This window comes from Sphingorhabdus sp. (assembly GCF_044239665.1).
In the GTDB taxonomy this organism is placed as follows: Bacteria; Pseudomonadota; Alphaproteobacteria; order Sphingomonadales; family Sphingomonadaceae; genus Sphingorhabdus_B.
Genome location: NZ_JBIIBA010000010.1, coordinates 53,020 through 77,391 on the forward strand (window position 1 = coordinate 53,020; position 24,372 = coordinate 77,391).

At 55.9% G+C, this 24,372-nt stretch carries 29 protein-coding genes and 1 tRNA gene; 16 read left to right on the forward strand and 14 right to left on the reverse strand.

What is annotated here, in order from left to right:
- The first annotated feature begins 66 nt into the window (after positions 1 to 66).
- Positions 67 to 261, forward strand: coding sequence for a zinc-finger domain-containing protein (locus ACILP3_RS04940; protein WP_395615553.1), 195 nt, complete (start codon positions 67 to 69; stop codon positions 259 to 261).
- 30 nt (positions 262 to 291) lie between these two features.
- On the opposite strand, the gene ACILP3_RS04945 is transcribed toward ACILP3_RS04940, so the two are convergent.
- The 3 genes from ACILP3_RS04945 to ACILP3_RS04955 form a co-directional block, all read right to left on the reverse strand.
- Positions 292 to 993 (reverse strand): Crp/Fnr family transcriptional regulator, encoded by a 702-nt coding sequence (locus tag ACILP3_RS04945; protein WP_395615554.1) that lies wholly within the window; start codon positions 991 to 993, stop codon positions 292 to 294.
- A 135-nt stretch (positions 994 to 1,128) separates the two neighbouring features.
- A tRNA-Met gene (locus tag ACILP3_RS04950) sits at positions 1,129 to 1,205 on the reverse strand.
- A gap of 76 nt (positions 1,206 to 1,281) precedes the next feature.
- The gene (locus tag ACILP3_RS04955) at positions 1,282 to 1,788 is read right to left on the reverse strand and encodes a 2'-5' RNA ligase family protein (RefSeq protein ID WP_395615555.1); all 507 of its coding nucleotides are present in this window, start codon (positions 1,786 to 1,788) and stop codon (positions 1,282 to 1,284) included.
- 279 nt (positions 1,789 to 2,067) lie between these two features.
- On the opposite strand from ACILP3_RS04955, the gene dapE reads away from it, so the two are divergent.
- On the forward strand, positions 2,068 to 3,207 hold the full coding sequence (gene dapE, locus ACILP3_RS04960; protein ID WP_395615556.1) for a succinyl-diaminopimelate desuccinylase: 1,140 nt from the start codon (positions 2,068 to 2,070) through the stop codon (positions 3,205 to 3,207).
- An 11-nt stretch (positions 3,208 to 3,218) separates the two neighbouring features.
- Here dapE and ACILP3_RS04965 read toward each other — a convergent pair whose 3' ends face one another.
- Genes ACILP3_RS04965 through ACILP3_RS04975 form a run of 3 tightly spaced genes read right to left on the reverse strand, consistent with a single transcriptional unit; the run spans position 3,219 to position 5,664 of the window.
- Complete coding sequence (locus tag ACILP3_RS04965; RefSeq protein ID WP_395615557.1) at positions 3,219 to 3,773, reverse strand: Smr/MutS family protein; 555 nt, start codon at positions 3,771 to 3,773, stop codon at positions 3,219 to 3,221.
- A gap of 7 nt (positions 3,774 to 3,780) precedes the next feature.
- On the reverse strand, positions 3,781 to 4,992 hold the full coding sequence (locus ACILP3_RS04970) for a murein transglycosylase A (protein ID WP_395615558.1): 1,212 nt from the start codon (positions 4,990 to 4,992) through the stop codon (positions 3,781 to 3,783).
- 12 nt (positions 4,993 to 5,004) lie between these two features.
- A complete protein-coding gene (locus ACILP3_RS04975) occupies positions 5,005 to 5,664 on the reverse strand; it encodes a Tim44/TimA family putative adaptor protein (RefSeq protein WP_395615559.1) in 660 nt (219 codons plus the stop codon).
- A 266-nt stretch (positions 5,665 to 5,930) separates the two neighbouring features.
- Between ACILP3_RS04975 and secB the strand changes: the two genes are divergently transcribed.
- From secB to ACILP3_RS04995, 4 genes are all read left to right on the forward strand, one after another.
- Positions 5,931 to 6,440: a protein-export chaperone SecB gene (secB, locus tag ACILP3_RS04980; protein WP_395615560.1), complete on the forward strand. Its 510-nt coding sequence runs from the start codon at positions 5,931 to 5,933 to the stop codon at positions 6,438 to 6,440.
- Positions 6,441 to 6,463: 23 nt separating this feature from the next.
- The gene (murJ, locus tag ACILP3_RS04985; RefSeq protein ID WP_395615561.1) at positions 6,464 to 8,068 is read left to right on the forward strand and encodes a murein biosynthesis integral membrane protein MurJ; all 1,605 of its coding nucleotides are present in this window, start codon (positions 6,464 to 6,466) and stop codon (positions 8,066 to 8,068) included.
- A gap of 5 nt (positions 8,069 to 8,073) precedes the next feature.
- Complete coding sequence (gene trpS / locus ACILP3_RS04990; RefSeq protein ID WP_395615562.1) at positions 8,074 to 9,072, forward strand: tryptophan--tRNA ligase; 999 nt, start codon at positions 8,074 to 8,076, stop codon at positions 9,070 to 9,072.
- A gap of 103 nt (positions 9,073 to 9,175) precedes the next feature.
- Positions 9,176 to 9,829 (forward strand): DUF4136 domain-containing protein, encoded by a 654-nt coding sequence (locus ACILP3_RS04995; protein WP_395615563.1) that lies wholly within the window; start codon positions 9,176 to 9,178, stop codon positions 9,827 to 9,829.
- A 34-nt stretch (positions 9,830 to 9,863) separates the two neighbouring features.
- Here the strand turns inward: ACILP3_RS04995 and ACILP3_RS05000 are convergent, their stop codons facing one another.
- From ACILP3_RS05000 to mutM, 4 genes are all read right to left on the reverse strand, one after another.
- Complete coding sequence (locus ACILP3_RS05000) at positions 9,864 to 10,967, reverse strand: hypothetical protein (RefSeq protein ID WP_395615564.1); 1,104 nt, start codon at positions 10,965 to 10,967, stop codon at positions 9,864 to 9,866.
- Positions 10,968 to 11,047: 80 nt separating this feature from the next.
- A complete protein-coding gene (gene dnaA, locus ACILP3_RS05005; protein ID WP_395615565.1) occupies positions 11,048 to 12,517 on the reverse strand; it encodes a chromosomal replication initiator protein DnaA in 1,470 nt (489 codons plus the stop codon).
- A gap of 406 nt (positions 12,518 to 12,923) precedes the next feature.
- Positions 12,924 to 13,187, reverse strand: a complete 264-nt coding sequence (gene rpsT, locus ACILP3_RS05010) for a 30S ribosomal protein S20 (RefSeq protein WP_183941705.1) — start codon at positions 13,185 to 13,187, stop codon at positions 12,924 to 12,926.
- Positions 13,188 to 13,295: 108 nt separating this feature from the next.
- Positions 13,296 to 14,108 carry a bifunctional DNA-formamidopyrimidine glycosylase/DNA-(apurinic or apyrimidinic site) lyase gene (gene mutM, locus ACILP3_RS05015; RefSeq protein WP_395615566.1) on the reverse strand — a complete coding sequence of 271 codons (813 nt, stop codon included), beginning with the start codon at positions 14,106 to 14,108 and terminating at the stop codon, positions 13,296 to 13,298.
- Positions 14,109 to 14,183: 75 nt separating this feature from the next.
- On the opposite strand from mutM, the gene ACILP3_RS05020 reads away from it, so the two are divergent.
- Genes ACILP3_RS05020 through ACILP3_RS05050 form a run of 7 tightly spaced genes read left to right on the forward strand, consistent with a single transcriptional unit; the run spans position 14,184 to position 19,514 of the window.
- The gene (locus tag ACILP3_RS05020) at positions 14,184 to 14,915 is read left to right on the forward strand and encodes a class I SAM-dependent methyltransferase (protein WP_395615567.1); all 732 of its coding nucleotides are present in this window, start codon (positions 14,184 to 14,186) and stop codon (positions 14,913 to 14,915) included.
- A gap of 11 nt (positions 14,916 to 14,926) precedes the next feature.
- Positions 14,927 to 16,471, forward strand: coding sequence for a 2-polyprenylphenol 6-hydroxylase (gene ubiB, locus ACILP3_RS05025; protein WP_395615568.1), 1,545 nt, complete (start codon positions 14,927 to 14,929; stop codon positions 16,469 to 16,471).
- A 51-nt stretch (positions 16,472 to 16,522) separates the two neighbouring features.
- Positions 16,523 to 16,768: a type II toxin-antitoxin system CcdA family antitoxin gene (locus ACILP3_RS05030; RefSeq protein ID WP_395615569.1), complete on the forward strand. Its 246-nt coding sequence runs from the start codon at positions 16,523 to 16,525 to the stop codon at positions 16,766 to 16,768.
- Positions 16,768 to 17,064, forward strand: a complete 297-nt coding sequence (locus tag ACILP3_RS05035; RefSeq protein WP_395615570.1) for a CcdB family protein — start codon at positions 16,768 to 16,770, stop codon at positions 17,062 to 17,064. The genes ACILP3_RS05030 and ACILP3_RS05035 overlap by 1 nt, the downstream gene beginning before the upstream one ends.
- A 5-nt stretch (positions 17,065 to 17,069) precedes the next feature.
- Complete coding sequence (locus tag ACILP3_RS05040) at positions 17,070 to 18,323, forward strand: bifunctional phosphopantothenoylcysteine decarboxylase/phosphopantothenate synthase (protein WP_395615571.1); 1,254 nt, start codon at positions 17,070 to 17,072, stop codon at positions 18,321 to 18,323.
- Entirely contained in the window at positions 18,304 to 18,753 is a 450-nt protein-coding gene (dut, locus tag ACILP3_RS05045; RefSeq protein WP_395615572.1) for a dUTP diphosphatase, read from the forward strand. Before ACILP3_RS05040 ends, dut begins: the two co-directional genes overlap by 20 nt.
- Entirely contained in the window at positions 18,750 to 19,514 is a 765-nt protein-coding gene (locus ACILP3_RS05050; protein ID WP_395615573.1) for a HesA/MoeB/ThiF family protein, read from the forward strand. The genes dut and ACILP3_RS05050 overlap by 4 nt, the downstream gene beginning before the upstream one ends.
- On the opposite strand, the gene ACILP3_RS05055 is transcribed toward ACILP3_RS05050, so the two are convergent.
- A complete protein-coding gene (locus tag ACILP3_RS05055; RefSeq protein ID WP_395615574.1) occupies positions 19,503 to 20,225 on the reverse strand; it encodes an NAD-dependent deacylase in 723 nt (240 codons plus the stop codon). The genes ACILP3_RS05050 and ACILP3_RS05055 overlap by 12 nt on opposite strands.
- A gap of 89 nt (positions 20,226 to 20,314) precedes the next feature.
- On the opposite strand from ACILP3_RS05055, the gene dapB reads away from it, so the two are divergent.
- Genes dapB through ACILP3_RS05070 form a run of 3 tightly spaced genes read left to right on the forward strand, consistent with a single transcriptional unit; the run spans position 20,315 to position 22,128 of the window.
- Complete coding sequence (dapB, locus tag ACILP3_RS05060; RefSeq protein ID WP_395615575.1) at positions 20,315 to 21,040, forward strand: 4-hydroxy-tetrahydrodipicolinate reductase; 726 nt, start codon at positions 20,315 to 20,317, stop codon at positions 21,038 to 21,040.
- Entirely contained in the window at positions 21,037 to 21,696 is a 660-nt protein-coding gene (gene nth, locus ACILP3_RS05065; protein WP_395615576.1) for an endonuclease III, read from the forward strand. Before dapB ends, nth begins: the two co-directional genes overlap by 4 nt.
- Positions 21,697 to 21,738: 42 nt before the next feature.
- Positions 21,739 to 22,128: a hypothetical protein gene (locus ACILP3_RS05070; protein WP_395615577.1), complete on the forward strand. Its 390-nt coding sequence runs from the start codon at positions 21,739 to 21,741 to the stop codon at positions 22,126 to 22,128.
- Between the two features lie 296 nt (positions 22,129 to 22,424).
- On the opposite strand, the gene ACILP3_RS05075 is transcribed toward ACILP3_RS05070, so the two are convergent.
- The 3 genes from ACILP3_RS05075 to ACILP3_RS05085 all read right to left on the reverse strand — a co-directional run.
- The gene (locus tag ACILP3_RS05075; RefSeq protein ID WP_395615578.1) at positions 22,425 to 23,198 is read right to left on the reverse strand and encodes an enoyl-CoA hydratase; all 774 of its coding nucleotides are present in this window, start codon (positions 23,196 to 23,198) and stop codon (positions 22,425 to 22,427) included.
- A complete protein-coding gene (locus tag ACILP3_RS05080; protein WP_395615579.1) occupies positions 23,195 to 24,244 on the reverse strand; it encodes an enoyl-CoA hydratase/isomerase family protein in 1,050 nt (349 codons plus the stop codon). The genes ACILP3_RS05075 and ACILP3_RS05080 overlap by 4 nt, the downstream gene beginning before the upstream one ends.
- On the reverse strand, positions 24,241 to 24,372 hold a 132-nt coding region (locus ACILP3_RS05085), incomplete at its 5' end, for an acyl-CoA dehydrogenase family protein (RefSeq protein WP_395615582.1). The genes ACILP3_RS05080 and ACILP3_RS05085, both read right to left, overlap by 4 nt.

Here is a 24,372-nt window from a genome sequence, read left to right on the forward strand (position 1 = left end):
CAATTATCGTTACGTCACTATTTCTCAGCCGTTGCAGCCACGTTGCGGCTTTGCTAAGCGGCGGTCATGAACAACAACGCCCCCGAAACAATCCGAGTCCGCGAACCGCGTGTCGCTTGCGACGGCAGTGGAGATATTCCTGCCGCATTGGGTCACCCCCGAGTCTGGCTTCAAATTGATGAAAAGGGCTATGTCGACTGCGGCTATTGCGACCGGCATTTTGTGCTCATTGGCAGCTCGGCGGATAATATTCCAAGCTAAGCCCCACCCAAGACGTTGCTAAACCGCCGTTCAGGCAGCAGCCGAAAGATCCTGAAGCCGCGCACGGTCGCGTATGGCGACGGTCCGGCGGTCTGGCAGATGGATGACACCATCGGCCTTTAACTTAGAAAACTGACGGCTTACGGTTTCAATCGTTAGCCCCAAAACGTCGCCAATTTGTTGACGATTAAGCGGCAATTCAAATGCGTCCAGTGCGCCTTTTCCAATCGTACAGCCCGTTTCGCCGAGGCGAACAGACATTTCGAGCAACAAAGTCGCAATCCGCTCGCTCGCGCTTTTCTTGCCAAGCAGCAGCATCCATGCATGCGCACGATCAAGTTCATCCAATGTCCGGCGCAGCAACTTATGTTCCAGCTCGGGATGCTGGCGCGCGAAGCTGTCAAAGGTGGATCGCGAAAATATGCACAATTCAGCATCGGTCAGCGCGGTCACGCTATAGGGGCTTTGCTGGCCAAAGGGCCGGCCAATAAAATCTGACGCAAAAACAATCCCGACAATCTGCTCACGGCCATCAGACAAGCTCATCGAAACCTTTAGCACGCCTTCGATGACATTGGCGACAACGACAGCGTCATCTCCCTCCCAAAACACGGTCTGGCCCTTGGAAACTTTTTGCTTTCGGCCTTGCCGACTCAGCAGCTCAAGCTCGTCCATTTCGAGTCCGGCGCAAATTGCACGGTTGCGGACAATGCATTGAGAGCAATCTTGCATGATATTGGTATAGCCCATGCAGCAAATCGCGGCAACCGCACAAAGCGCGGCGGCATAACGTTGGTCCGCTGCTCGGATATCGAATGTGCGGATCGCGCCGTCGCCAGCGTTAGCCCTAATTGCACAGAAGAAGGATGGTAGCGAAGGAGGGACTTGAACCCCCGACCTATGGATTATGATTCCACCGCTCTAACCAGCTGAGCTACTTCGCCATCCAAGCGTGAATCCCAGCATTTGCGGGGAAGCACGCGGCCCTATAAGCGCGGGGGTTATAAGGGTCAAGCATTGTCAGCCGCGAAATGACCATCTTGCGATATGCTCCCACGGCCCACCGCGATAATAATGCGCAGACAGACCCGAAATGGCGAGCGGACGGGGTCGAAATGCCGCATACAAATGCGCGTGGAGCGCCTTGGCGACTGGCGGCTCGACCTTGTTCTGGATCGTTATATGCAATTTGGGCGTTGCCTGATCTTGCGGGGTCAATAGCCCATAAAACGCTTTGGCCAGTTGATCGCGCATGGCAAGCAACTCAGAGCTATCGACGCTGAAAGCCACGGCTTTATCGAACAGCATCACATCACTGAGATAAGCGACTGGCGCAGGATAGTCCTTAACCAACCCAGCCAGCCGCGATTTTATCTCTGGCAGATGGCTTGGCGGCAAATGGTGGAACAACGTAATATGCGCATCGACAAAATTGCGTTCCGGGGGAAAATGCGCGCGGCGTAGGCCATTGGCCCATGCTTGATCCGATTTGCCCAAATCGGCGGTGATGATGATGGGTGCGGTCACGGGGTGGGTGCTAGCACGTGTTCCCAGCAATGAAACAGCACATTAGGCCCAGAACTCCTAAAAATCACCTTCGCGATTTGAGGCCATTTTGTTCAGCGAGAGACAGCAAGACGCGGGCTTAGTCGTTATAAATCAGCTTTTGACAAAGCATTTATGGACAAAATGGCTTTGATTGCGAAGGTGCATTTACGTGGCTCTGACCCTAGTTGGTCCTAACCTTATTGTCCCGCCGATGTCTGACTTGTTTTGGCACGCATTAATCCGTAACGACTTGGATTAATGGATGATGCTCTCGCCCTGGCTTATGCCCAACGACTGATCGCTTGCGAAAGCGTCACGCCCGCCCGTGGCGCGGTGTTTGACGCGCTGGAAGATATGCTTGTTCCGCTGGGTTTTACCGTCGAACGCTTTATGTCGGGCGAAGACGACGACAACCCCGCCCATGGCGCGCCGGTGGAAAATCTCTTTGCCATTCGTGCGGCAAGCGGAAGGCATTTCGCCTTTGCCGGTCATGTGGACGTGGTGCCGCCGGGAAATGGCTGGGCGAGCGACCCATTTGTGCCAGAGATTAAGGGCGATTTGCTGCACGGACGCGGCGCTGTCGATATGAAGGGCAGCATCGCCGCCTTTGTCGCTGCGCTGCACGACATCCCAAAGGATGCTGGTACAATCAGCCTGATCATCACGGGCGACGAAGAAGGACCCGCTATCCACGGCACCCGGGCGTTGATCACGCATATGCAAGCACAAGGCAGCATCCCTGATTATTGCCTCGTCGGCGAACCCACCAGCGTCAACCGCTTGGGCGACATGATGAAAATCGGCCGTCGCGGTTCGGTGAACATGTGGATTTCGGTCGCGGGCACGCAAGGCCATGTCGCTTACCCACATCTGGCAGACAACCCGATCCCAAGGCTCATCGCGATTCTGGCCGAGATTGAAGCGATCACGCTCGACGAAGGCACTGACTGGTTCCAGGCGAGCAATATCGAGGTCACCGACCTGCATGTCGGCAACAAGGCAACCAATGTCATTCCGGCCACAGCCGAAGCGCGATTGTCGATCCGGTTCAACGATCTGCAAAATGGCGATGCGCTTGTTTTAAAGCTCCGTGGGCTTGTAGAGCGCCATGGCGGCACACTGACAGCCATGATCTCCGGAGAGGCATTCCTGACGCCTCCTGGCGTGTTCTCAGCGGCTATATCATCGGCGGTGGAAGAAGTCGTCGGCATCGCCCCAGAAGCATCGACGACGGGGGGTACTTCGGACGCCCGATTCCTGACCAAAATTTGCCCGGTGGTCGAATTCGGCCTGTGCAATGCAACGATGCATAAATTGGATGAAGCGGTCGCCATTGCCGACCTTTCGGCGCTGACCGAAATTTACCGGCGCGTCACGCTGAAAATGCTGGCGACTTAGGGTCCTAACCCTTAGCTTTTCAGCATAATGTAAAGCGCGCCTGCCCCGCCATGGCGCGGATGGGCATTGCGCACCGCCGAAATATGCCGCGCATGCCGCGATGCCGCCAGCCAGTCGCGGACAACGGCGGCAATTGCGCCCCTGCCCTCACCACTTGCCCGATCATGCGCGCGGGGTTTGCCGGTTACGAGCAATATCACTTTCATGCGCTGCGCAATCGCCTGCTCCAGCGCGCCATCGAGACGGTTATAGGCCAGCGATAAGGACGCGTCGTGCAAATCAATGCTAACATCCGGAATGATGCTGCCCCGAATTATCCGCCGGTCCCAATGCCCGTCGAGATTATGCGGCACTGGGGCAATCTTGCCTTGCGCCGGCATAGGTTTCGGCTTTGTCTCGGCAGGGACAGGCTTTGGCTTAGCGCTCAAAAACTTCGCCAGTACCGCCTTATCCGCCGACGGGGTCGCAACTGGTACTGGCTTTGGCTTGCCGCCATGCATGGGTTTTACGGTCGCAATGACTCTGCCCCAAAGAGACTTTTCGTTGCTGTCGAGAGGCCGCGCCATAACGGCTTTAGAGCCCTAACCGCGCAACCGCAGCCTTGGGTAAAAACAATAACGCCGAACCACGCGCCGCCATGCCGCCTGCGATCAAACGCGCACGGTCGCCAGCGCCCCAAAAGGTATCAATGCGGTTTGCACCTTTAATGGCGCCGCCGGTATCTTGCGCAATCCAGATACCATTGGGTTCCGCACGGTCCATTGACAGCCACACAGGCGCGCCAAGCGGAATGAATTTCACATCCACCGCAATGCTTGCCTCCCCCACCACAGGATAGCCCATCGCACCCAAGGGACCCGCGCCTGTCAGTTCACGGAAGAAAATATAGCTTTTATTTTCCTGCATGATCTTGCGCCCCTCTTCGGGGTTGGCCGCTAAAAAAGCGACGATACCCTGCATAGAGGCATCGGTAATCAGCCCGCGATCGCGCATCAATCGGCCAATGCCAGTATAGCCACGCCCATTTTGGCTGTCATAGCCAATACGCATCACATTGCCGTCAGGCAGTTTCAGCCGACCCGATCCCTGAATTTGCAGGAAGAAAAATTCCACGGCATCGGACGCATAAGCGATTTCAAGGCCGCGTCCCGCCAAAGACCCGTTTTCAATCATGGCCCGGTCATCATATTGCACAAATTTGGCGCCACTGACCTTGCCGCGGATGTTGCGTCCCTTCAGATCATCGGAAAACTGGCCAAGGTCAACATCGATCAGGTCTGGCGGGCGTTTATAGACGGGCACATCGCAACCCACTTGCGGCGTGCGGCAACCGGCTATTTCGGGTTCAAAATAGCCCGTCGCAAAAGCCCTGCCGGTGCCGACCTGCACCGTATCCATATGTTCTGCAAAAAAGGAAATGGCATCATTGGTCCATGTTTTAACGGCGTCGCAAGCTGCCACCCAATCGCTATTTTGGGTCAGCCCGCTATTGTCGGTGCGGCGGACAAGGCCGGGGCAACTTGTCCTGAAACTGTCCATGGCAAGCGCGGCCTTGCGCGCGTCCACCTGCAAAGTGGCAATTTGTGGACCGCGCACTACGCCAAGTCCTGCCGCTGTTGTAACATCGCGCGTCGGCACGGGCTGTGCTGCTGCCTTGTCCGCGACCGGCGGGGAAGCGACCATTGCCCCCGATGGGGTTACGGGGCTGGCATGCGGTGTAACCCCGCTTGCACAAGCGGAAAGCGTAAGGGCCGATAGACCGAGAGTGAAAAGGGCGCGTTTCATCGCCCGGATGAATCAGACCGAGTCGGTTTCGTCAAGCTTCCAATTACGGCCGCCCGATTTCACGTCGCGCATAAATGTCCAGATATCATGCGTTTCGACCGCATCGGTCATCGACCCGCCAATGATATTTCCATCGGCATCCTTCACCATCGCGGCGATGTCGGCATCAAAGCGCACCGAGATACGGGCCATGGGGTGATCGTAACTGGCGTCGACAACGCGCACTTCATCAATGCGGACCAAGCGATTTTCGAGGGTCTCTCCACGCGCAGTGCGACCATCAATCGCCTCAGCGAAACTCGCATAGACGTCATCATCGCACAGCGACTGGAGCGCTTCCTTGTCACCCTTCCAATAAGCCTCAAGTACCATTTTATAGGCGGATTTTGAACCTTCTACAAACAAACCAAGGTCAAAATTGCGGTCCGCATTGCCAATCGCTTTGACACCGTTTTGCGCTGCCATATCGACGTTTGACAGTTCAGTGGCGGGCAAAGCCGGCGCCGCGTCGCCGCCAGCGGACGGCTGCCGCAGCAAAGCTGGTGCGTTGGCATCAACAGGGCGGCGCGCCACAGGTTCTTGTTCATGTCCGGTCCGTTTACCAAGCACGGCGTAGAGGCGCAGGCCCAGGAAAGCTGCAACAAGAGCGAGCAATACAATAGTAAACGTCACAACGCCTCCATCCGGCAAAAATCTAACTGCGGCCTTTGTATAAAATTTTTCTGTATAAAATTTTTCGTAAAGCCGACTCGTTACTGCATATAGGTGTTACAGATACGGGTTTCAAAGGGCCTTGCCCAAAGAAAAATGCAGTTTAGGGTCGGGAATGGTGCAATCGCAACAATCATTGCCCTTTGGCGGCACGCCTGCTAGGCGCGCAGGCCATAAAGGGTCGTAACATTGCGGCCGTGGCAACCAACAAGAAAGCACGACACATCATGGCTGATGAAACAGGCACCATCGTTTCCGACAAGGTAAAAGCCAATGGCGAAGACACTTTGCCAGCCGTCGGTATGTTGAACCAGTATATCAAGGACTTGTCGGTTGAAAATCCGAACGCCCCGCACAGCTTCAACTGGGAAGGCGCGCCGCAAATTGATGTGCAGGTCAACATCCAAGCCAACTCTGTTACCGACGAAGTGCATGAAGTGGCCTTGCGGCTTGCCATCAAGGCAGAGACGGATAATGGCGTGCAGTTCTCCGTTGAGCTCGATTATGGCACCTTGTTCGGCCTGCGTAATGTCTCCGAAGAGCAGGCCCATCCGTTTTTATTCGGGGAAGCTCCACGTTTGATGTTCCCGTTTGCGCGCCGAATCGTTGCGGATGCTGTGCGTGATGCGGGATATCCGCCGCTGGTGCTTGAACCCATCGACTTCAACGCGCTGTACATCCAGCAGCTTTCGCAAGCGCAACAAATGGCAGAGACGCAGCCTGCCGGCGAAGCCTGAAGCCGACGGCACCAGGTGAACAGATGAGCCTGGTTCGAAACAGCATCACCATCGGGGGGCTGACTTTGGTCAGCCGCGTCTTGGGTTTAGTGCGCGACATGTTGATGGCGCGCTTTGTTGGCGCGGGCCTCGCGTCGGACGCATTTCTGATCGCGTGGCGTTTGCCGAACCTGTTCCGGGCACTTTTTGCCGAAGGCGCGTTTGCGGCGGTATTCGTGCCCTTATTTAACAAGAAAATGACGGAAGCAGAACGCGAGAAAGCCGACCAAGGCCTGATCGCCGCGCGCAATTTTGCCAGCCAAATATTGTCGGTTTTGTTCCCATTTCTCGTGCTGTTTACGGCCCTCATGATGCTGGCCGCTGGCCCAATTGTCTGGGCTATGACGGGCGGCTTTCCGGATGGCGGGCCGGAGAAATTCGCGCTGGCACGGCACTTAACAATCATCACCTTTCCCTATCTGGCGCTGATATCTTTGGTATCATTGCTGGGTGGAATATTGAATTCGCTCAACCGATTCTGGGTGAATGCCGCAGCGCCGATCTTGCTCAACATCTGCATGATTGTCGCGCTGATTTTCTTCCGTGGGGATAATCCGGTTGAAACAGCGGTCACGCAAGCGGTCGCAGTTACCGTGTCGGGCGCGCTGCAATTGCTGTGGCTCATCTGGGCCTGTCATCGCGCGGGCGTTACGCTGAAGCTAAGTTTGCCGCGCCTCACACCTGACGTGAAGCTGATGCTGGCCTTGATTGCGCCCGCCGCGATTGGCCAAGGCGCAATCCAGTTCAATCTCTTAATCTCTACCTCACTTGCGGCACGGTTCCTGCCTGAAGGCTCGGTATCATGGCTGTATTATGCCGACCGCTTGAACCAATTGCCATTGGGCCTGATCGGCATTGCTATCGGGACGGCTATTTTACCTGCGCTATCACGGCAGATTGCCGGGGCGGATAGCAAAGCGGCTTCCGATACGCAGAACCGCGCTGTCGAATTGGCCTTATTCTTCGCAATGCCCGCAACGGTCGCGTTGATTGTGTCAGCAATCCCGATTGTCCATGGCATATTCGAACATGGTGCCTTCACCTCTGCCGACACGCGCGGGACCGCCGCGGTGCTGATGGCGTTTTCGGCAGGTGTCCCCGCTTATGTGCTCATCAAGGTGCTAACGCCTGGATTTTATGCGCGGAGCGACACAAAAACACCCTTGCGGCTGGCCTTATGGTCGATGCTGGTCAACCTTGTCGGCAACCTGATCCTCATCTGGCCTTTGGCGCATATCGGCGTTGGTGTGGCGACTGCCATATCCGCTTGGGTAAACGTCGCTTTGCTGTGGATTACTTTGCGCAAGCGTGGGCATATTGCCGTCGATGCGCGGTTAAAGCAAAAGGCATGGCGCATAATTTTGGCCGCGATCATTATGGGCGTCGCGCTCTATTTCGGAAACGAGCTTATCGAAGGCCAGCTTGGCACCGGCTTTTGGCGACGCATTGCCGTTTTGTCCATATTGGTAAGCGCTGGCGGCGCGGTATATGCGCTGGCCATATTGCTGTTTGGGGCCTACCGGATCAGCGAACTCAAATCCCTTCTCCGCAGGCGTGCAAACGTGCCTGCGACTTCTGCAAGCGAGTAACAATTATGCGCGTCGTTTCGGGTATTCAGCCCACTGGCAACCTTCATCTCGGCAATTATCTGGGCGCGATCCGCAATTGGGTGAAGATGCAGGATGAAATGGAATGCCTGTATTTCCTCGCCGATTTGCACGCCATTTCGATGCCGCATGTGCCCGAAGAGTTGACCGCAAACACCCGCGAGATGGCGGCTGCGCTGCTCGCCTGCGGGCTGGATATCAACAAGGCGATCCTGTTCAATCAGGCGCAGGTTCCTGCCCATGCCGAGCTGCAATGGCTGCTGACCGGAACGGCGCGGATGGGTTGGCTCAACCGGATGACCCAGTTCAAAGACAAGTCCGGCAAGAACCGTGAAGGCGCGAGCATTGCGTTGTTCACTTACCCCGTTTTACAAGCTGCGGACGTGCTGCTGTATCAGGCGACGCATGTCCCTGTGGGCGAAGACCAGAAACAGCATTTGGAGCTTGCCCGCGACATTGCCCAAAAGTTCAACACCGATTTTGGCAAAGGCACAGAGATTTTCACCTTGCCGGACCCGATCATTCCCAAAGCCACGGCGCGCATCATGAGCTTGCGTGACGGCAGCGCCAAAATGTCCAAATCTGACCCAAGCGATATGAGCCGCATCAACCTGATCGATGATGCCGACACGATTTTAAGCAAAATCAAAAAAGCGAAGACCGACCCCGAACCATTACCATCTGAGGCAGATGGTCTTGAGGGCCGGCCCGAGGCCAAAAATCTGGTCGGCATATACGCCGCCTTTGCGAACGAGAAAGTGGACGACACCTTGGCCCGTTTTGGCGGTCAGGGCTTTGGATCATTCAAGCCTGCATTGGCAGAGATTGTGGTCGAACATCTGCGCCCCATTTCGGCACGCTTTAATGCGCTGAAGGATGATCATGAACAGATTGACGCAGCCTTAGCCAAGGGCGCAGCGAAAGCGCGCGAATTGAGCGCACCGACGTTAAAGGCAGCTTATGCCGCGCTTGGTTTGCTGCGTTGAATGATGCTATTGCCTTGTTCAACCACAGTTCAGCGAAACTATCCTAATTTTGATGGGTTCATAACAAGACGGCGTCTGGCCGATTTTAAAGGGATATGAATGGATGAAAAAAGTTGTAGCTTTTCTCGCTCCGTTGGCGATGCTTGCTTTGGGTGCATGCGCAACGCCCTTTAACGCGGATGTTTCGCGCTTTCAGGAACTGCCCGCGCCACAGGGGCAGACCTTTGTGATCCGCGCGGCCAATCCCGTTAATGCAGGCGGCATCGAATTTGGCCAATATGCCGCATTGGTTGCCAATGAACTTCAGGAAATCGGTTATGTGCCGTCATCGGGCAGCAACGCCGATATGACGGTATCGCTCGATTATGCCGTCGATCAAGGCAAGGAACGCAACATCGTTCGCCAAGACCCGTTTTACGATCCTTATTGGGGCTTTAGCAGCTTTTACCGCCCTTATGTCGTGCGCACACGTAGCGGCGCGCGCTATGTCGTGGGCTTTTATGACCCGTTCCTCTACAGCGGCTTCAATCGCCCTTATAATGTTGACAGCTTCACCGTCTACACCGCCAATCTGGATCTAAAAATTGATCGCAATATTGACGGCAAGCGGCTGTTCGAAGGCAAAGCCGAAGCCAAGTCGCGTTCGAACAAACTTCCCCATCTGGTGCCAAATCTGGTCGAAGCCATGTTCACGGGTTTTCCCGGCAATAGTGGTGAGACCGTCCGGATTTCCGTAGCGCCAGAGGAAAAGCGTTAGGGCTGACCCTAGGCTCGATCACAGTTGTTGCGGTTTATACGCCGCAGCCCAGTTCGGTTTTTCCATAAGCCGCGCCCTCTCCCCGCGTGGCGGCGATGCCTGCGTAAAGATCCGTCCCTGTGAACAGCCCATCGCGTCCGATGTCGAAGCCTTGCGCACGAAATACGTCTATAACTTTGGCAGGTGGGTCATCGAAATATAAAGATTGCGATTCATAATGCTGCGCCAGGCCAGTCAGTGATAAGCCTTCGAACGATCGGCGTAGCCTGAGATATTTGCTTTTGCCTTCTACCGCCGCATAGGCCTTTTGACGGGCAGCCTCACTGGCAAATTCCTTTGCCTCCAACGTCTGCCATTGTGCCCTTAACTGCGCGCCGATCTTTGAAAATTCGGCACCGATTTCGCCGGAAAACGAACAGGATTGGGGATTAAAACCGATGGCGATTGGTTTGCCGCCCAGCGGCTTTAATATCGACGGCGCATCCGCCAGATAGCCATAACGACCATCGGCAAGCTTCACCTCAATGAAGTTATCGGCCGTGGTTCCCACCAGCGTCAGCTTTGAACCCTCGCGCAACCGATCCAGCAAATTGCTATCTGCCAAGGTCGTCGCCCACACATCGATCAATCCATCTGATATCCATATTTGATCATTAAGCAGCTTTACCAAGGCGGGCGGCTGAAATTGCGACAGGTTGATCAAGGCGACAAAGCCATTGCCATCGCTCAGCTCAAGCCACCCGCCATCGACACCTGAACCTGGCTGAATTACACCAGTCACTTGCGAACCACGGGGCAATTTGCCTAATATCTCACTGCCACTTATCGTCGGCTTATTGCGCAAGTTCGCGTCGGTTATTGCAAAGAATATCTGCGCTTCAGGGTTTGAAACCTCTCCCGCCTCGCTTGCGGACATGCCTGAACCGCGCTTCAAATCGTCGGCAATGAACAGCCAGAAATATAATGCGGCCACCGTCAAAATAATGCCGACCGCGACCAATGGCATCGGCCAACGGCGTTTCGCCGCCGACTTGGCGGATTTCTTGACCGTTTTTGGCTTCAACCCCTGCCCGCAACTGGCACAAAAAGCGGCTTCATTGGCGGAAGTCGCTCCGCACGAAGCGCAAACTTGACTCATACTTGACCCTCCGACTCACGCCATGGGGATAAGCGCTGGAAAGCCAGTTGAAAAGGGGTGGAAAAATTAGGGTCGGGACCCTAGGCCTCGAGCTGGCGGAGCAACGCGCGGACATCATTATCCATGTCGCTGTCCTGCTGGCGCAGTCCTTCAACCAAGCGTACGGCGTGGATCACCGTGCTGTGGTCGCGTCCACCGAACTTGCGTCCGATTTCAGGGTAGCTGCGCGGCGTCATTACCTTTGCAAGATACATGGCGACTTGACGCGGGCGCACAACCGCACGGGCGCGACGCTTTGAGGACATTTCGCTGCGGTCGATGCGATAATATTCGCACACGGCACGCTGGATTTCGTCAATGGTGATGCGGCGACGGCAAGCACTCAAAATATCCTTGAGTTGCTCTTCGGCCAATGTCCGCGTGACTGGCTTGCCCGTCAATTGGGCATACGCAAGCAGCTTGTTCAGGCCACCTTCCAATTCGCGGACATTACGGCTGATTGTGCGGGCCAGAAACTCGACCACATCTTCACCCACCTGCGCCTCTGGCATATTGGCGAGGCGATGTTCCAAGATCAAACGGCGCAATTCGAGATCAGCGGGTTGAATGTCGGCGACAAGACCCATCGACAGACGCGACAATATGCGCTGGTCAACGCCGTCCAACGCTTGTGGTGCGCGGTCAGCGGAAACGACCAAGCGTTTTCCGGCGCCAATGATGGCATCGATGGTGTGCAGAAACTCCTCCTGCGTCGACACCTTGCCAATGATAAACTGGATATCGTCGATCAGCAGCACATCAACAGCACGCAAACGTGCCTTGAACTCCATCACTTCCTTGCGCCGCATTGCGGTCACAAATTCCATCATGAATTTTTCGGCCGACATATATAAAATCTGTGCGTCGGGATTTACCGCAGCATAAGCGTGACCAATGGCATGCATCAAATGGGTTTTGCCTTGGCCCGTCGCGGCTTGGAGATACAAAGGGTTGAACAATGGCTTGTCTTTCGACGCCACGCGCTCTGCCGCGCTCAGCGCCAGCACATTGGTTTGGCCCTTGACGAAATTCGCAAAGGTCATGCGCGGGTCAAGTGCCGACCGGCTGGCCTGCGCCTCATTGGTTTCTAGCGCGACCGCGCGTTCCGCATTGGTTGAAGCGCGCAGCAATTCGACGCGCGGCGCACCGGGGCGGGTGCGGATCTTCAACTGCTTGACGCTGCTGTTGGTGCTTGACCATGCCAAGCGCAAGCGGTCGGCATAATGGTCGGAAACCCAGCTTGCCGAAAAGTCGGAAGGCAACAAAAGCTCAAGCGTACCAGTCAGGTCACAAAAATCACCCAGAGTGATCGAGCGAATCCATTGGCCGTAGACCTGCGCACCCAAATCGCGCCGCAAGCCGGAGGATATATTATGCCAATCGGCATCAAAACGGGCATGTGATGCAGAGGCATCATTTCCGCTTCCCGATGGACCGATTTTTCTTTGCGATACTGAATTGACTTCGGCCAACGTGCCTGCCCCCATTTTCCACCCCAACCAGTGCAACATGACCGCGCGCTATTTACCAAACACGGGACGAACAACCGGTGGCCGCGCATTTGTTGCCAAATGCAGCTACGCTCCGAATTCATTCTCCATGTGAGGCATTGCCCGACTGTCGTCATGCGTTGCTGGAATGCATTTCTTAGACAGCAATAAACGAGTCTATCAAGAGCGCCGCTGCAAAAAAATTGAAATAAATGGCATTGACTCGGCAGGAGCCAAGCAAATGCGTTACAAATTTTCTAACCGCATGTTTTGATGTATTTTTTGATCGAACCACTGGCGAGAGGGCGTCCGAATCGCGGGAAATCCTCACATTTCAATTTTGTTACTAAGGCACAAAAAAACCCGCCATGTGTACGGCGGGTTTTGAATGTCTAAAACCGGAAGGTCCGGCGCCTGAACGTATCGCTTAAGCGAGACCGCCGACCGCCTTTGTAAGGCGACCAAATTTGCGCGAAGCTGTGTTCTTGTGGAGGACGCCCTTGGATACGCCGCGCGCCAGTTCAGGCTGCGCTGCGGCAAGCGCTGCGGCAGCCGCAGACTTGTCGCCAAGTTCAATCGCCGATTCGACTTTCTTAATGAAAGTACGGATGCGGCTGACGCGTGCGCCATTCACTTCAGTGCGACGCGCGTTGCGACGGATACGCTTTTTTGCTTGCGGCGTATTGGCCATTTTTGTCCTCGAATTTCGATATCTGAAGGAGCGTGCCCATGCGGTACGCCCGTTGAAGGAGCGGCCCTTAACCCTGCCCAAGAGATTCGTCAACCTCATAATGCCGCCTCATCTCTGGCATTTCGGGCAGTAGAAGGTTGATCGCCCCGAATCGACACGCCGCAATATATGGCTGCCGCAGACGCAAGCGGCACCCTCGCGGCCATAGACACGCCAGTCCTTTGCGAAATAACCAAGCTCCCCATCAGGCGCTGCAAAATCTCGTAAGGTCGATCCCCCTGCGGCGATAGCGGCAGTGAGCACCTCTTTAATCGCAATGACCAATCGGGTCAGCCGCGCTTTGCTTATGCTGGATGCAGGGGCAATGGGGTCGATCCCCGCCATGTTGAGCGCCTCACACACATAGATATTGCCCAAGCCTGCCACAATATTCTGATTGAGCAGCATAGCCTTAATCGGCGCTTTACGGCCCAATAATGCCTTTTGCAGAACGGACGCATCGAACGCATCCGACAGCGGCTCAGGCCCCATTTTGGCGAAGAAGCGATAATATTCGATCTGGTCCGAATCGATGATATCCAGCGACCCGAAACGGCGGTGATCATTCAAAGCAACCACGCGTCCACTTGCCGTTTCCAGAATGAAATGGTCGTGCTTTTCGATTTCCGCAGGATCGACACGCCAACGACCGGACATCCCCAAATGAAATATCATCACGTCCTGCCGGTCGGTGTAGATCAATCCATATTTGGCGCGCCGGCCCAGCGTTTCGATACGCGCGCCCGTCAGCCGCTGGCGCAAATCGGGCGGAATCGGCCAGCGCAAGTCCGCACGGCGCGGTTCAGCGCGCACGATCATCTCGCCTTCCAAGACCGACCGCAGGCCGGAGACAGTGGTTTCCACTTCGGGTAATTCGGGCATATGCTTTTGCACCTTAGGGTCAGAACCAGCTAACAGCCTTTGCGGCTGGCGCAACAATCGGCTAGAGGCCAGATAATGATTGATACCGTATCCTTTGGCTATGAGGAAGTTAGCCCTGAAGAAAAGACGCAGCGCGTGGGCGACGTCTTTTCCAATGTCGCGCGCAAATATGACATTATGAACGACGCGATGTCGGGCGGCATGCACCGTTTGTGGAAAGATACCTTTGTTCGCCGTGTAAAACCGCGCGCAGGCGAGGATATTCTCGACATGGCCGGCGGCACGGGCGACATTGCGTTTCGTATGGAAAAATCAGGCGCGCAGGTCACCGTCTCCGACATTAACGAAGATATGTTGGATGTCGGCATGGAACGCGCCATGAAGCGCGGTATCGACAGCCTCATCTGGTCTGCGCAAAATGCCGAGACTTTGACCTTTCCCAACGCGCATTTCGATGCCTACACAATTGCTTTTGGTATCCGAAATGTCACCGACATTCCTAAAGCCCTGCGTGAGGCGCATCGCGTGCTGCGTTATGGTGGTCGCTTTTTCTGCTTGGAATTCTCCACGGTCGAATGGCCTGGCCTTGCACAAATTTACGATGTGTATTCGGACAAATTGGTGCCAAAGCTGGGGAAGGCCATTGCAGGCGACGAAGACAGCTACCGCTATCTGGTCGAATCCATCCGCCGCTTTCCCGACATGCAAAACTTCAAACGCATGATCGGTGAGGCTGGCTTTGTGCAAACCAAGGTCGAGCCCATATTGGGCGGTCTGGTCGCGATCCACAGCGGCTGGAAGGTTTAACCCCACGCCTCATGACTCGTCCCGTTACCCACATCATTCGTTTGCTCAAATGGGGCCGCATTCTTGCGCGCCACGGCGCTCTTCGCGCCATTGAGGCGGATCGTAACACCCCTGCGCAAGTCAAGCGGCTGTGCCGCATCGCGCGCTTTGGGACGATTCAGCCAAAGGTCCCGGATTATGCAGGCGCATTTCGCGCGATTGGTCCCGCCGCGATTAAGCTTGGGCAAACGCTCGCGACCCGGCCCGACATCATTGGCGAAGAGGCCGTGCATAACCTGCTCATGCTGCAGGACCAGTTACCGCCAGCGCCATTTGACCAGGTCTATGCGCAAATCGACAACAGCCTGAATAAACCAGCGGCAGTATTGTTTGAATATATCGACCCTGTGCCCGTGGGGGCCGCCTCTATCGCGCAAGTCCACCGTGGCCGCACGAACGAGGGCAAGGATGTCGCTATCAAGGTGCTGCGTCCCGGCATTCGCGAACAGTTCGCCCGCGACATTGAAACCTATGAATGGGCTGCCGCGCATTTGGAGGCGCTTGGCGGCGAAGCTGCGCGGCTGCGGCCGCAGCTGGTTATCGCCAATCTGAAACGCTGGACCTTGCGCGAACTCGATTTGCGGCGCGAGGCGGCGAGCGCGTCCGAATTGAAAGACGCGATGGTCGCAGTCGAAGGCTACAATATTCCAACCATCGATTGGGACCGGACGTCAGGCCGCGTGCTCACGCTCGAATGGGTCGACGGCGTCAAGATTTCCGATATCGATGCGCTCAAGGCAGCGGGCCATGACCTCAATAAATTGGCGGAAAAGCTTGTCCTCACATTTTTGCGGCAAGCGATTTCGGAGGGGTTTTTCCATGCCGACATGCATCAGGGCAATTTGTTCGTCCGCGCCGACGGCACGATTATCGCCATTGATTTTGGCATCATGGGCCGGATCAACCGGCAAGCGCGTTTCTGGCTGGCGGAAATTCTCTACGGCCTGACCACCGGCAATTATAAACGCGTCGCCGAAATCCATTTCGAGGCGCAATATGTGCCAAGCTATCACAATGTCGACGAATTCGCGACGGCATTGCGTGCGGTGGGCGAGCCAACGCGCGGCAAGCCGGTGAGCGAATTGTCAGTGGGGCAAATGCTCGACAGCCTTTTTGCGATTACCCGTGATTTCGATATGCAAACACAGCCGCATTTGTTGCTGTTGCAAAAAACAATGGTGATGGTTGAGGGCATTGCGACCTCATTAAACCCAAGCATTAACATGTGGGATGTCGCCGCGCCGTATGTACGCGACTGGATACGCGGCGAACTAGGGCCGGAGGCGATGTTGGCCGACGGCTTGCGCAAACAAGCCGAAACGCTGAAGATGATCCCCGACATCATACGCCGCTTGGATGAACAGCTACCGCGCAAAGGCGGCGCGCCTGAACCACCGCCCTTGCCAGCTGTGCCATTGATTTGGGAACGTAAGGGGCAAAGCAACACTGGACGCTATCTGGTCGTCGCGGCATTGGCTGGCGCCTTGGGCGCTGCTGGCATGTGGTTTTGGGGTTGAACCAAGTTTTCGCCCGCTTGACCTTTGCTTTTATGCGCATAAAGTGTGCGCATGAATAAATCTTCGCAGTTTACCGCGCCTCGGCGTCCGACAAATATAAGCTTGCCCAGTGATATGGTTGACGAGGCCAAGCGGCTTGGCATCAACGTATCGCAAGCCTGCGAAACCGGACTGCAGGAACAGGTGCGCAAAGCCTTGGGCGAGGAGTGGAAAAGCGAAAACCGCCAGGCTATTGAAAGCTGGAATAAATGGATCGCCGAAAACGGTATGCCATATGATGAGTATCGCCAGTTTTAATGGCGCGCTTTGACCTTTATAAAGGCGCAAATGCGCGCGGTCTTTTGCTGGATATCCAGTCCGATTTGCTTGATGAATTTGGCAGTCGTGTGGTCGTGCCTTTATTGCCGGCTAAAGACATGCCGTCCGTATCGCGATTGCATCCCGTATTTGTGATTAATGATGAACATTATATTATGTCGACCCATCTGATTTTCGCCATTCCTCTTAATCGGCTCGGCGCAAAAATTGGCTCTCTGGCGCAGGAGGATTTGGTCATCACCTCCGCAATCGATAAACTATTCAGCGGATATTGAAGCGCATGAACGAAAAACGCATCCTCCTTATCGTCACTGGCGGCATTGCGGCGTATAAGTCGCTTGAACTTGTCCGCTTGCTCAAACGCCAAGGCATATCCGTGCGTGCGGTTATGACGCAAAGTGCGACCGAATTCGTCACGCCCTTGTCCATGTCGGTAATGACCGAAGACCAAGTTTATGGTCATATGTTCGATCTGAAGGAAGAACGCGAAATTGGACATATCCAGTTAAGCCGTCAGGCCGACTTGGTCGTCATCTGCCCTGCCACCGCCAATATATTGGCAAAAATGGCGGCGGGTATATCCGACGACCTCGCGACCACCATATTGCTGGCAACCGATAAGCCCGTGCTTGCGGTTCCCGCGATGAATGTCCGCATGTGGAACCATCCTGCGACGCAGCGGAATTTGGCGCAATTGCGCGCCGATGGCGTCCACATCATGGACCCTGATGCAGGCGCCATGGCATGCGGCGAATTTGGCCCCGGACGCCTGCCGGAACCACCCGCCATTGCCGAGCAGATTTGCGCGATGCTGGGGCATGATTTCGATGCAATGCTGACATCAGGCCGTTCACCAACCACAGTTCCAAGCGGCGTTCCGCTTGCGCGTCCATTGTCTGGCCAACGCATATTGGTGACCGCTGGCCCAACGCATGAGGCGATTGACCCCGTACGCTATATTGCCAACCGCTCTTCAGGGCGTCAGGGCTTTGCCATTGCCGCCGCCGCAGCGGCCCTTGGCGCTGATGTGACGCTCATTGCTGGCCCCGTGCATTTGGCGACCCCGCTTGGCGTCGCCCGAATAGATGTTGAAACCGCCATCGACATGCAGGCGGCGGTGGAAAAAGCCTTGCCCGTCGATGCCGCCATCATGGTGGCCGCCGTCGCCGATTGGCGCGCGGCGCAAGCGCCTGAACAAAAAATCAAGAAAGACGGCGGTAATATCCCCGCGCTAAACCTAACCGAAAATCCCGATATCCTCGCCAGCCTCGCCGCGCATGCCCATCGCCCAAGGCTGCTGATCGGTTTTGCGGCGGAGACAGAGAAGATTGTGGAACATGCACAGGCAAAGCTCACCAAAAAGGGTTGCGACTGGATTGTCGCCAATGACGTATCGGGCGATGTGATGGGCGGCGCAAACAATGCGTTTCATATCGTGACGAAAGACGGCGTTGATAGCTGGCCCGAAAGCGCCAAGGACGTGATTGCCCGTAAATTGATGGAGAAGGTGGCCGATGCACTCACAAAGGGTTGATATCCGGGTCAAACGACTGGAGCATGGAACTGGCCTACCGATGCCCGCCTATGCAACAGCTGGCGCGGCGGGCATGGACATCTGCGCCGCCGAAAACCTGACCTTGCGCGCTGGCAAGCGCCATGCCGTGGCAACTGGGTTCGCCTTTGCCATTCCTGACGGCTATGAAGTGCAAGTGCGTCCGCGCTCTGGTCTTGCCCTGAAACATGGCATCACCTGCCTGAACACCCCCGGCACCATCGACAGCGATTATCGCGGCGAAGTGAAGGTCATTCTTGCAAATTTGGGTGACGAAGATTTTGTGATCAACACAGGCGACCGGATCGCGCAAATTGTTGTGGCACCGGTCACGCAAGGTATATTGGTCGAAGTCGATGCCTTGGACGATACGGAGCGGGGCGCCGGAGGCTTTGGTTCCACTGGCGTATGACGCTCAGCGACCAACAGCTTGACCGTTATGCCCGGCATATTGTGCTGCGCGATATTGGCGGTGCGGGTCAGTCCAAATTGCTATCAAGCCATGTGCTGCTGATTGGTGCGGGCGGCATTGGTTGCCCCGCCATTCAATATCTGGCGGCGGCGGGTGTCGGGACAATCAGCGTCGTTGATGATGATATTGTCTCCTTGTCCAATCTCCAGCGGCAAATTTTATACACCGAAGCCGACATTGGCACGGCAAAGGTCGATGCCGCTGGCGCCGCCGTCGCGCGCTTGAACCGGGATGTGACATTCCGCGGCCTTCAGCAGCGTATTGACCGTTCCACCACCGCAGACATTCTCAATGGCGTCGATATTGTCATTGACGGTTGCGATAATTTCGCCACGCGGCTTGTCGTCAACGACCTCTGCCTTGCCGCAAAAGTGCCGTTGGTCAGCGCCGCAATTGGGCAGTTTCATGGGCAGATTGGCACCTTTACCGGATGGCAAGCCGACGCACCTTGCTACCGCTGCTTCGTCGGCGATGCCCATGACCCCGATGATTGCGACGACTGCGCCACGCAAGGCGTGCTGGGCGCGATGTGCGGCCTGATGGGGTCCTTTGCCGCGATGGAGGCCATACGCGTGCTGACCGGCTTTGGAGACCCTCAGATAGGCAAGTTGCATTTGTTCGACGGCATGGCCCCAGCAATGCGGACTATCCGCCTGCCAAAAGACGCAGGCTGCAGCAGCTGTGGCGGCTTAACCGCCTAACATCTCCTCCACCCACGCCGGCACCAATTCCGTTGCGGGGCCATGCCGCGATTCTTCGAACCAGGATGCGCCATGCGATGGTTCAAGGTTCAGTTCCAAGGTTTTGATGCCCTTTTTCCGCGCCTCGCGCACAAGACCAGCGGCGGGGTAGACCGCCCCCGATGTGCCAATGCTCACAAATAGGTCTGCGTGGTTCAGCGCGTGGTAAATCTCGTCCATCCGGTAAGGCATTTCTCCGAACCACACGATGTCAGGTCGCAACTGCCCTGCTATGCCGCATGCTGGGCATGCGGGTCGGTCAATCAATGTTCCGCGCCAAAGGTGGCGTTCATCGCATGCACTGCACCATGCGTTCAAATGTTCACCATGCATGTGCAACAGGCGTTGTGTCCCTGCCCGTTCGTGCAAATCATCTACATTTTGCGTCACCAGCAGCAGATTGCCTGACCATGCCGCATCCAGCCGTGCGAGCGCATAATGCGCGGCATTTGGCTCCACCTGTTGAATACGTTCGCGGCGCATATCGTAAAAGCGCAGCACAAGGTCGGGGTCGCGGGCAAAGGCCTCGGGCGTGGCCACATCTTCCACCTTATGCTGTTCCCACAAGCCGCCTGCGCTGCGGAACGTATCAATGCCGCTTTCCGCGCTGACGCCAGCGCCGGTTAGGATGACGATGTTGTTGATGCCTTGCCGCACTTTGTTTCCCCTCATCTTCACCCTGGAGCCAAGGGCGTGCACAGCACAACTTGTCTCTCGTCCTTAATATAGTAAGACCCAGATATTAGGTCAGGGCAAGAAATATGAAAATTGGAATTATTGGAAGCGCGGGCCGCATGGGGCAGGCTTTGGTCGATGCGATTGCCGCCGACGGCCACGAACATGCAGGTGGCGTCGATAAGGATGGCGATCTTGCGGGGCTCATCGCTGCATCTGACGTTCTCGTCGATTTTTCGAGCCCGCATGGCCTTGAGGCCAGTCTCGACGCGTGCGTGGCTGCGGGCAAGCCCATCGTCATTGGCACGACGGGTTTGGAGGAACGCCATCATTTCCTCATCGACGATGCCGCGCGCGACATTGCCATCTTGCAGACGGGAAATACCTCTTTGGGCGTCAATATGCTCGCCGCCTTGGTAGAACAAGCGGCGCGACAGTTGGGCGCGGATTGGGACATCGAAATTTTGGAAATGCACCACAGGCACAAGGTCGACGCGCCATCGGGCACCGCCTTGTTGCTGGGCGAAGCTGCGGCGAAGGGCCGCGCGGTCAATTTGAAAGATCACAGCGAACGGGGCCGCGACGGGATTACCGGCGCACGCGAGGCCGGCCATATCGGCTTTGCCTCCTTACGCGGCGGCAGCGTGGCGGGCGACCACAGCGTCATTTTTGCGTCCGACAATGAACGCATCGAGCTTATCCATCGCGCCGAAAATCGCGCGATATTTGCCCGCGGCGCGGTGAAAGCCGCCGAGTGGCTGGCGCGGCAGACAGCCGGTCGGTATAATATGCAAGAGGTTTTGGGCCTTTGAAAAAAGCAGATATATTCGAATTTTACCGGCGCTTGGCGGAGGCCAATCCTGATCCGGAAACTGAATTGGCTTATGGCAATGCGTATCAGTTGCTGGTTGCCGTCACCTGTTCGGCGCAATCGACCGATGTCGGGGTGAACAAGGCGACCAAGGCTTTGTTCGAGGATGTAAAGACGCCCGCGCAAATGGTCGCGCTTGGGCTGGAGGGTTTGAAAGCGCATATCAAGACCATTGGGTTGTACAATAACAAGGCAAAGAACGTGATCGCTTTGTCGGAAATCCTTGTGCGCGATCATAATGGCGAAGTACCCGCCGACCGTAATGCGTTGGAGGCTTTACCCGGCGTGGGGCGCAAGACCGCCAATGTGGTGATGAACACCGCCTTTGGCGCAGAAACCTTCGCGGTCGACACGCATATTTTCCGGGTCGGTAATCGCACGGGCATCGCGCCGGGCAAGACTGTGGTCGCGGTGGAAAAAGCGCTGGAGAAAAGCACGCCAAAGCCGTTCCGCATTGGCGCGCACCACTGGTTGATCTTACAGGGCCGTTACATATGCAAGGCGCGCACGCCCGAATGCTGGCGCTGCCCTGTGGCCGACTTGTGCCGCTTCAAAGCCAAAACGCCAGCGCCCAAAATCAAGTCAGCGCAAGTTTAGGCAAAAGTGGTAAAGACCGAATCGTAAGTTGGGAGAACGCCGATGCATAAAATGCTGTTGATCATTCCTGCGATTGCATTGCTGTCAGGCGGCGGTGCCGTCGCGATTTCAAGCAAAAACGCACCCGCACCCGTTCGTGCGGTGGGCGAGCCAAAAAATTGCGTCACAATATCGCAAATACGGTCCACGAAAGTTGTCGATAGCCGTAATATCGATTTCCGCATGGCAGGTGGCAAAACCTATCGCAACGCTTTGCCCCAAAGCTGCCCCGGATTGAAGTTCGAAGACCGTTTTTCCTATCGAACGTCGATCAACCAATTGTGCAGCGTCGACATCGTCCGCGTATTGCACGACCAAGGCGGGCAGTTATATGAAGGCGCAGGCTGCGGCCTTGGCAAGTTTCAGATGATAGAGAAGGCAGCCGCTAATTAAGTGATGAAGTGGCGCAGCATCCGTCGCCCCAGCGCAGGCTGGAGCGACGGCATTTTTTTGCTGAAAGATTTGGTTAAGGAAATAAGATATTTGTCACCGGAATTGTCCACTCTTTCGTCATCCTGGAGCCGAAGGCGTGCAGAGCACAACTTGTTTCAGGATACCGGGCGACGATAGCGTGTTATCCTGAAACAAGTTCAGGATGACGAATGGTCATTTATGGCGACGTCGGCAATAAGCGGGCATTCACCTGACCGCGCCACGCCTGTCCAAAACCGCACCGCGCCTGTCCAACTTTACTTGCCCGTCCAGTTCCCGGGCCGCTTCTCAACGAAGGCCGCCATGCCTTCCTTTTGATCTTCTGTACCAAACAAGCCATGGAACAAGCGGCGTTCGAAAACGACACCTTGCTGCAACGTCGTTTCAAATGCAGCGTTGACCATTTCCTTGCACGCGACCGCAGCCAAGGGCGCCATTGCGGCAATTGCCGTTGCCGACTTAATGGCTTCGTCAACCAATTCGGCTGCCGGAACAACCTTTGCGACCAAGCCCGACCTTTCGGCCTCGGCTGCATCCATCATCCGGCCCGTCAGACACATTTCCATCGCCTTGGCCTTACCAATTGCGCGCGTCAGCCGCTGCGACCCGCCCATGCCGGGGGTGACAGCCAGCTTGATTTCCGGTTGACCAAATTTGGCATTGTCGCCCGCGATGATGAAATCGGCCATCATCGCCAATTCGCACCCGCCACCCAGCGCAAAGCCGTTGACCGCAGCGATCCATGGCTTGCGCGTGGCGGTCACACGATCATAGCCTGCGAAGAAATTCGAGCCGTACATGTCGGCAAAGGACTGCGACGACATTTCCTTAATGTCCGCGCCCGCGGCAAATGCCTTCTCGCTGCCGGTCAGCACAGCACAACGCTGGCTTTCGTCCGCATCAAATGCCGCAAAGGCGGCGATGAGGTCAGCCAACACTTGGCTATTCAACGCGTTCAACGCCTGTGGCCGATTGAGCGTGATTAAAGTCACCGCACCGCGTTGTTCGACCAATATCGTTTCATAGCTCATAGGGGCTTCCATTCTTCTTGTGCGGGTAATGGGGCAAAGATCGCATCGACAAGCGCGTCCGTCACGCCTTCGGCTGTCGCAGGATCCCATTTAGGGGCATTGTCTTTATCGACGATCACGGCGCGCACGCCTTCGGCAAAATCGGGGCGGACAATCACGCGGCTGGCGATACGATATTCCATTGCCATATTATCGGTAAAGTCGTTCAGCTTCAGGCTCTCCGACAATTGGCGCAAGGCAACTTTGCATGTCTGGGGGCTTTTGGTCCGCAAGGTCGCCAACTCTTTCATCGCCCATTCGCTCTCGTCACCTTCAAGGCTGGCGAGGATGTCCTCAAATGCGTTGGAAGCGAAATGACGATTAATCTGGGGCAATGTTTCGACAATTTTGGATTCTGGCGGCGTTTCCGACAAGGTACCCAATATGCCGTCAATGCGTTCAACATCTTCGCTGGCAATCCGTGCCTTGGCTTCGGCAAGCGCACTGCTGGGCAGATAATGGGTGGCAAGGCCCAGCGCGAGGCATCCCGGCCCAGCGATACGCGCGCCGGTCAGCGCCAGAAACTGGCCCACGCGACCTTCCAGCCGTGACAGATACCAACCGCCGCCGACGTCCGGAAAGAGGCCAATGCCCGTTTCCGGCATGGCAAATTTGGTGTTCTCGGTCGCCACGCGGAAACGTGCAGGTTGGCTAATGCCCACGCCGCCACCCATCGTAATGCCGTCCATGAAAGCCACGACAGGCTTGGAATAGGTGAACAACAAATGGTTTAACTGATATTCGTCGTGGAAGAATTTACGTCCAGATTCACCACCATCATGAAGGGCTGAATTGCGCAAAAAGGCGATATCGCCACCGGCGCAAAAACCGCGCCCGTTGCCATGGTCAATAACCACGCATTTCACCGCATCGTCATTGCGCCACGCCAGCAACGCCTCAGTCATCGCATGGACCATGGGCAATGTCAGCGCGTGCAACGCCGATGGTCGGTTCAAGCTTATGAAACCGGCATGTCCTTCGACCCGGATGAAAATATCATCGGTCATTGGCGCAACAGGTCCCGGCCAATAATCATACGCATAACCTGATTGGTCCCTTCAAGGATGGAATGTACGCGCAAATCGCGCCAGAAACGTTCGATAGGATAATCACGCAAATAGCCATAGCCGCCAAA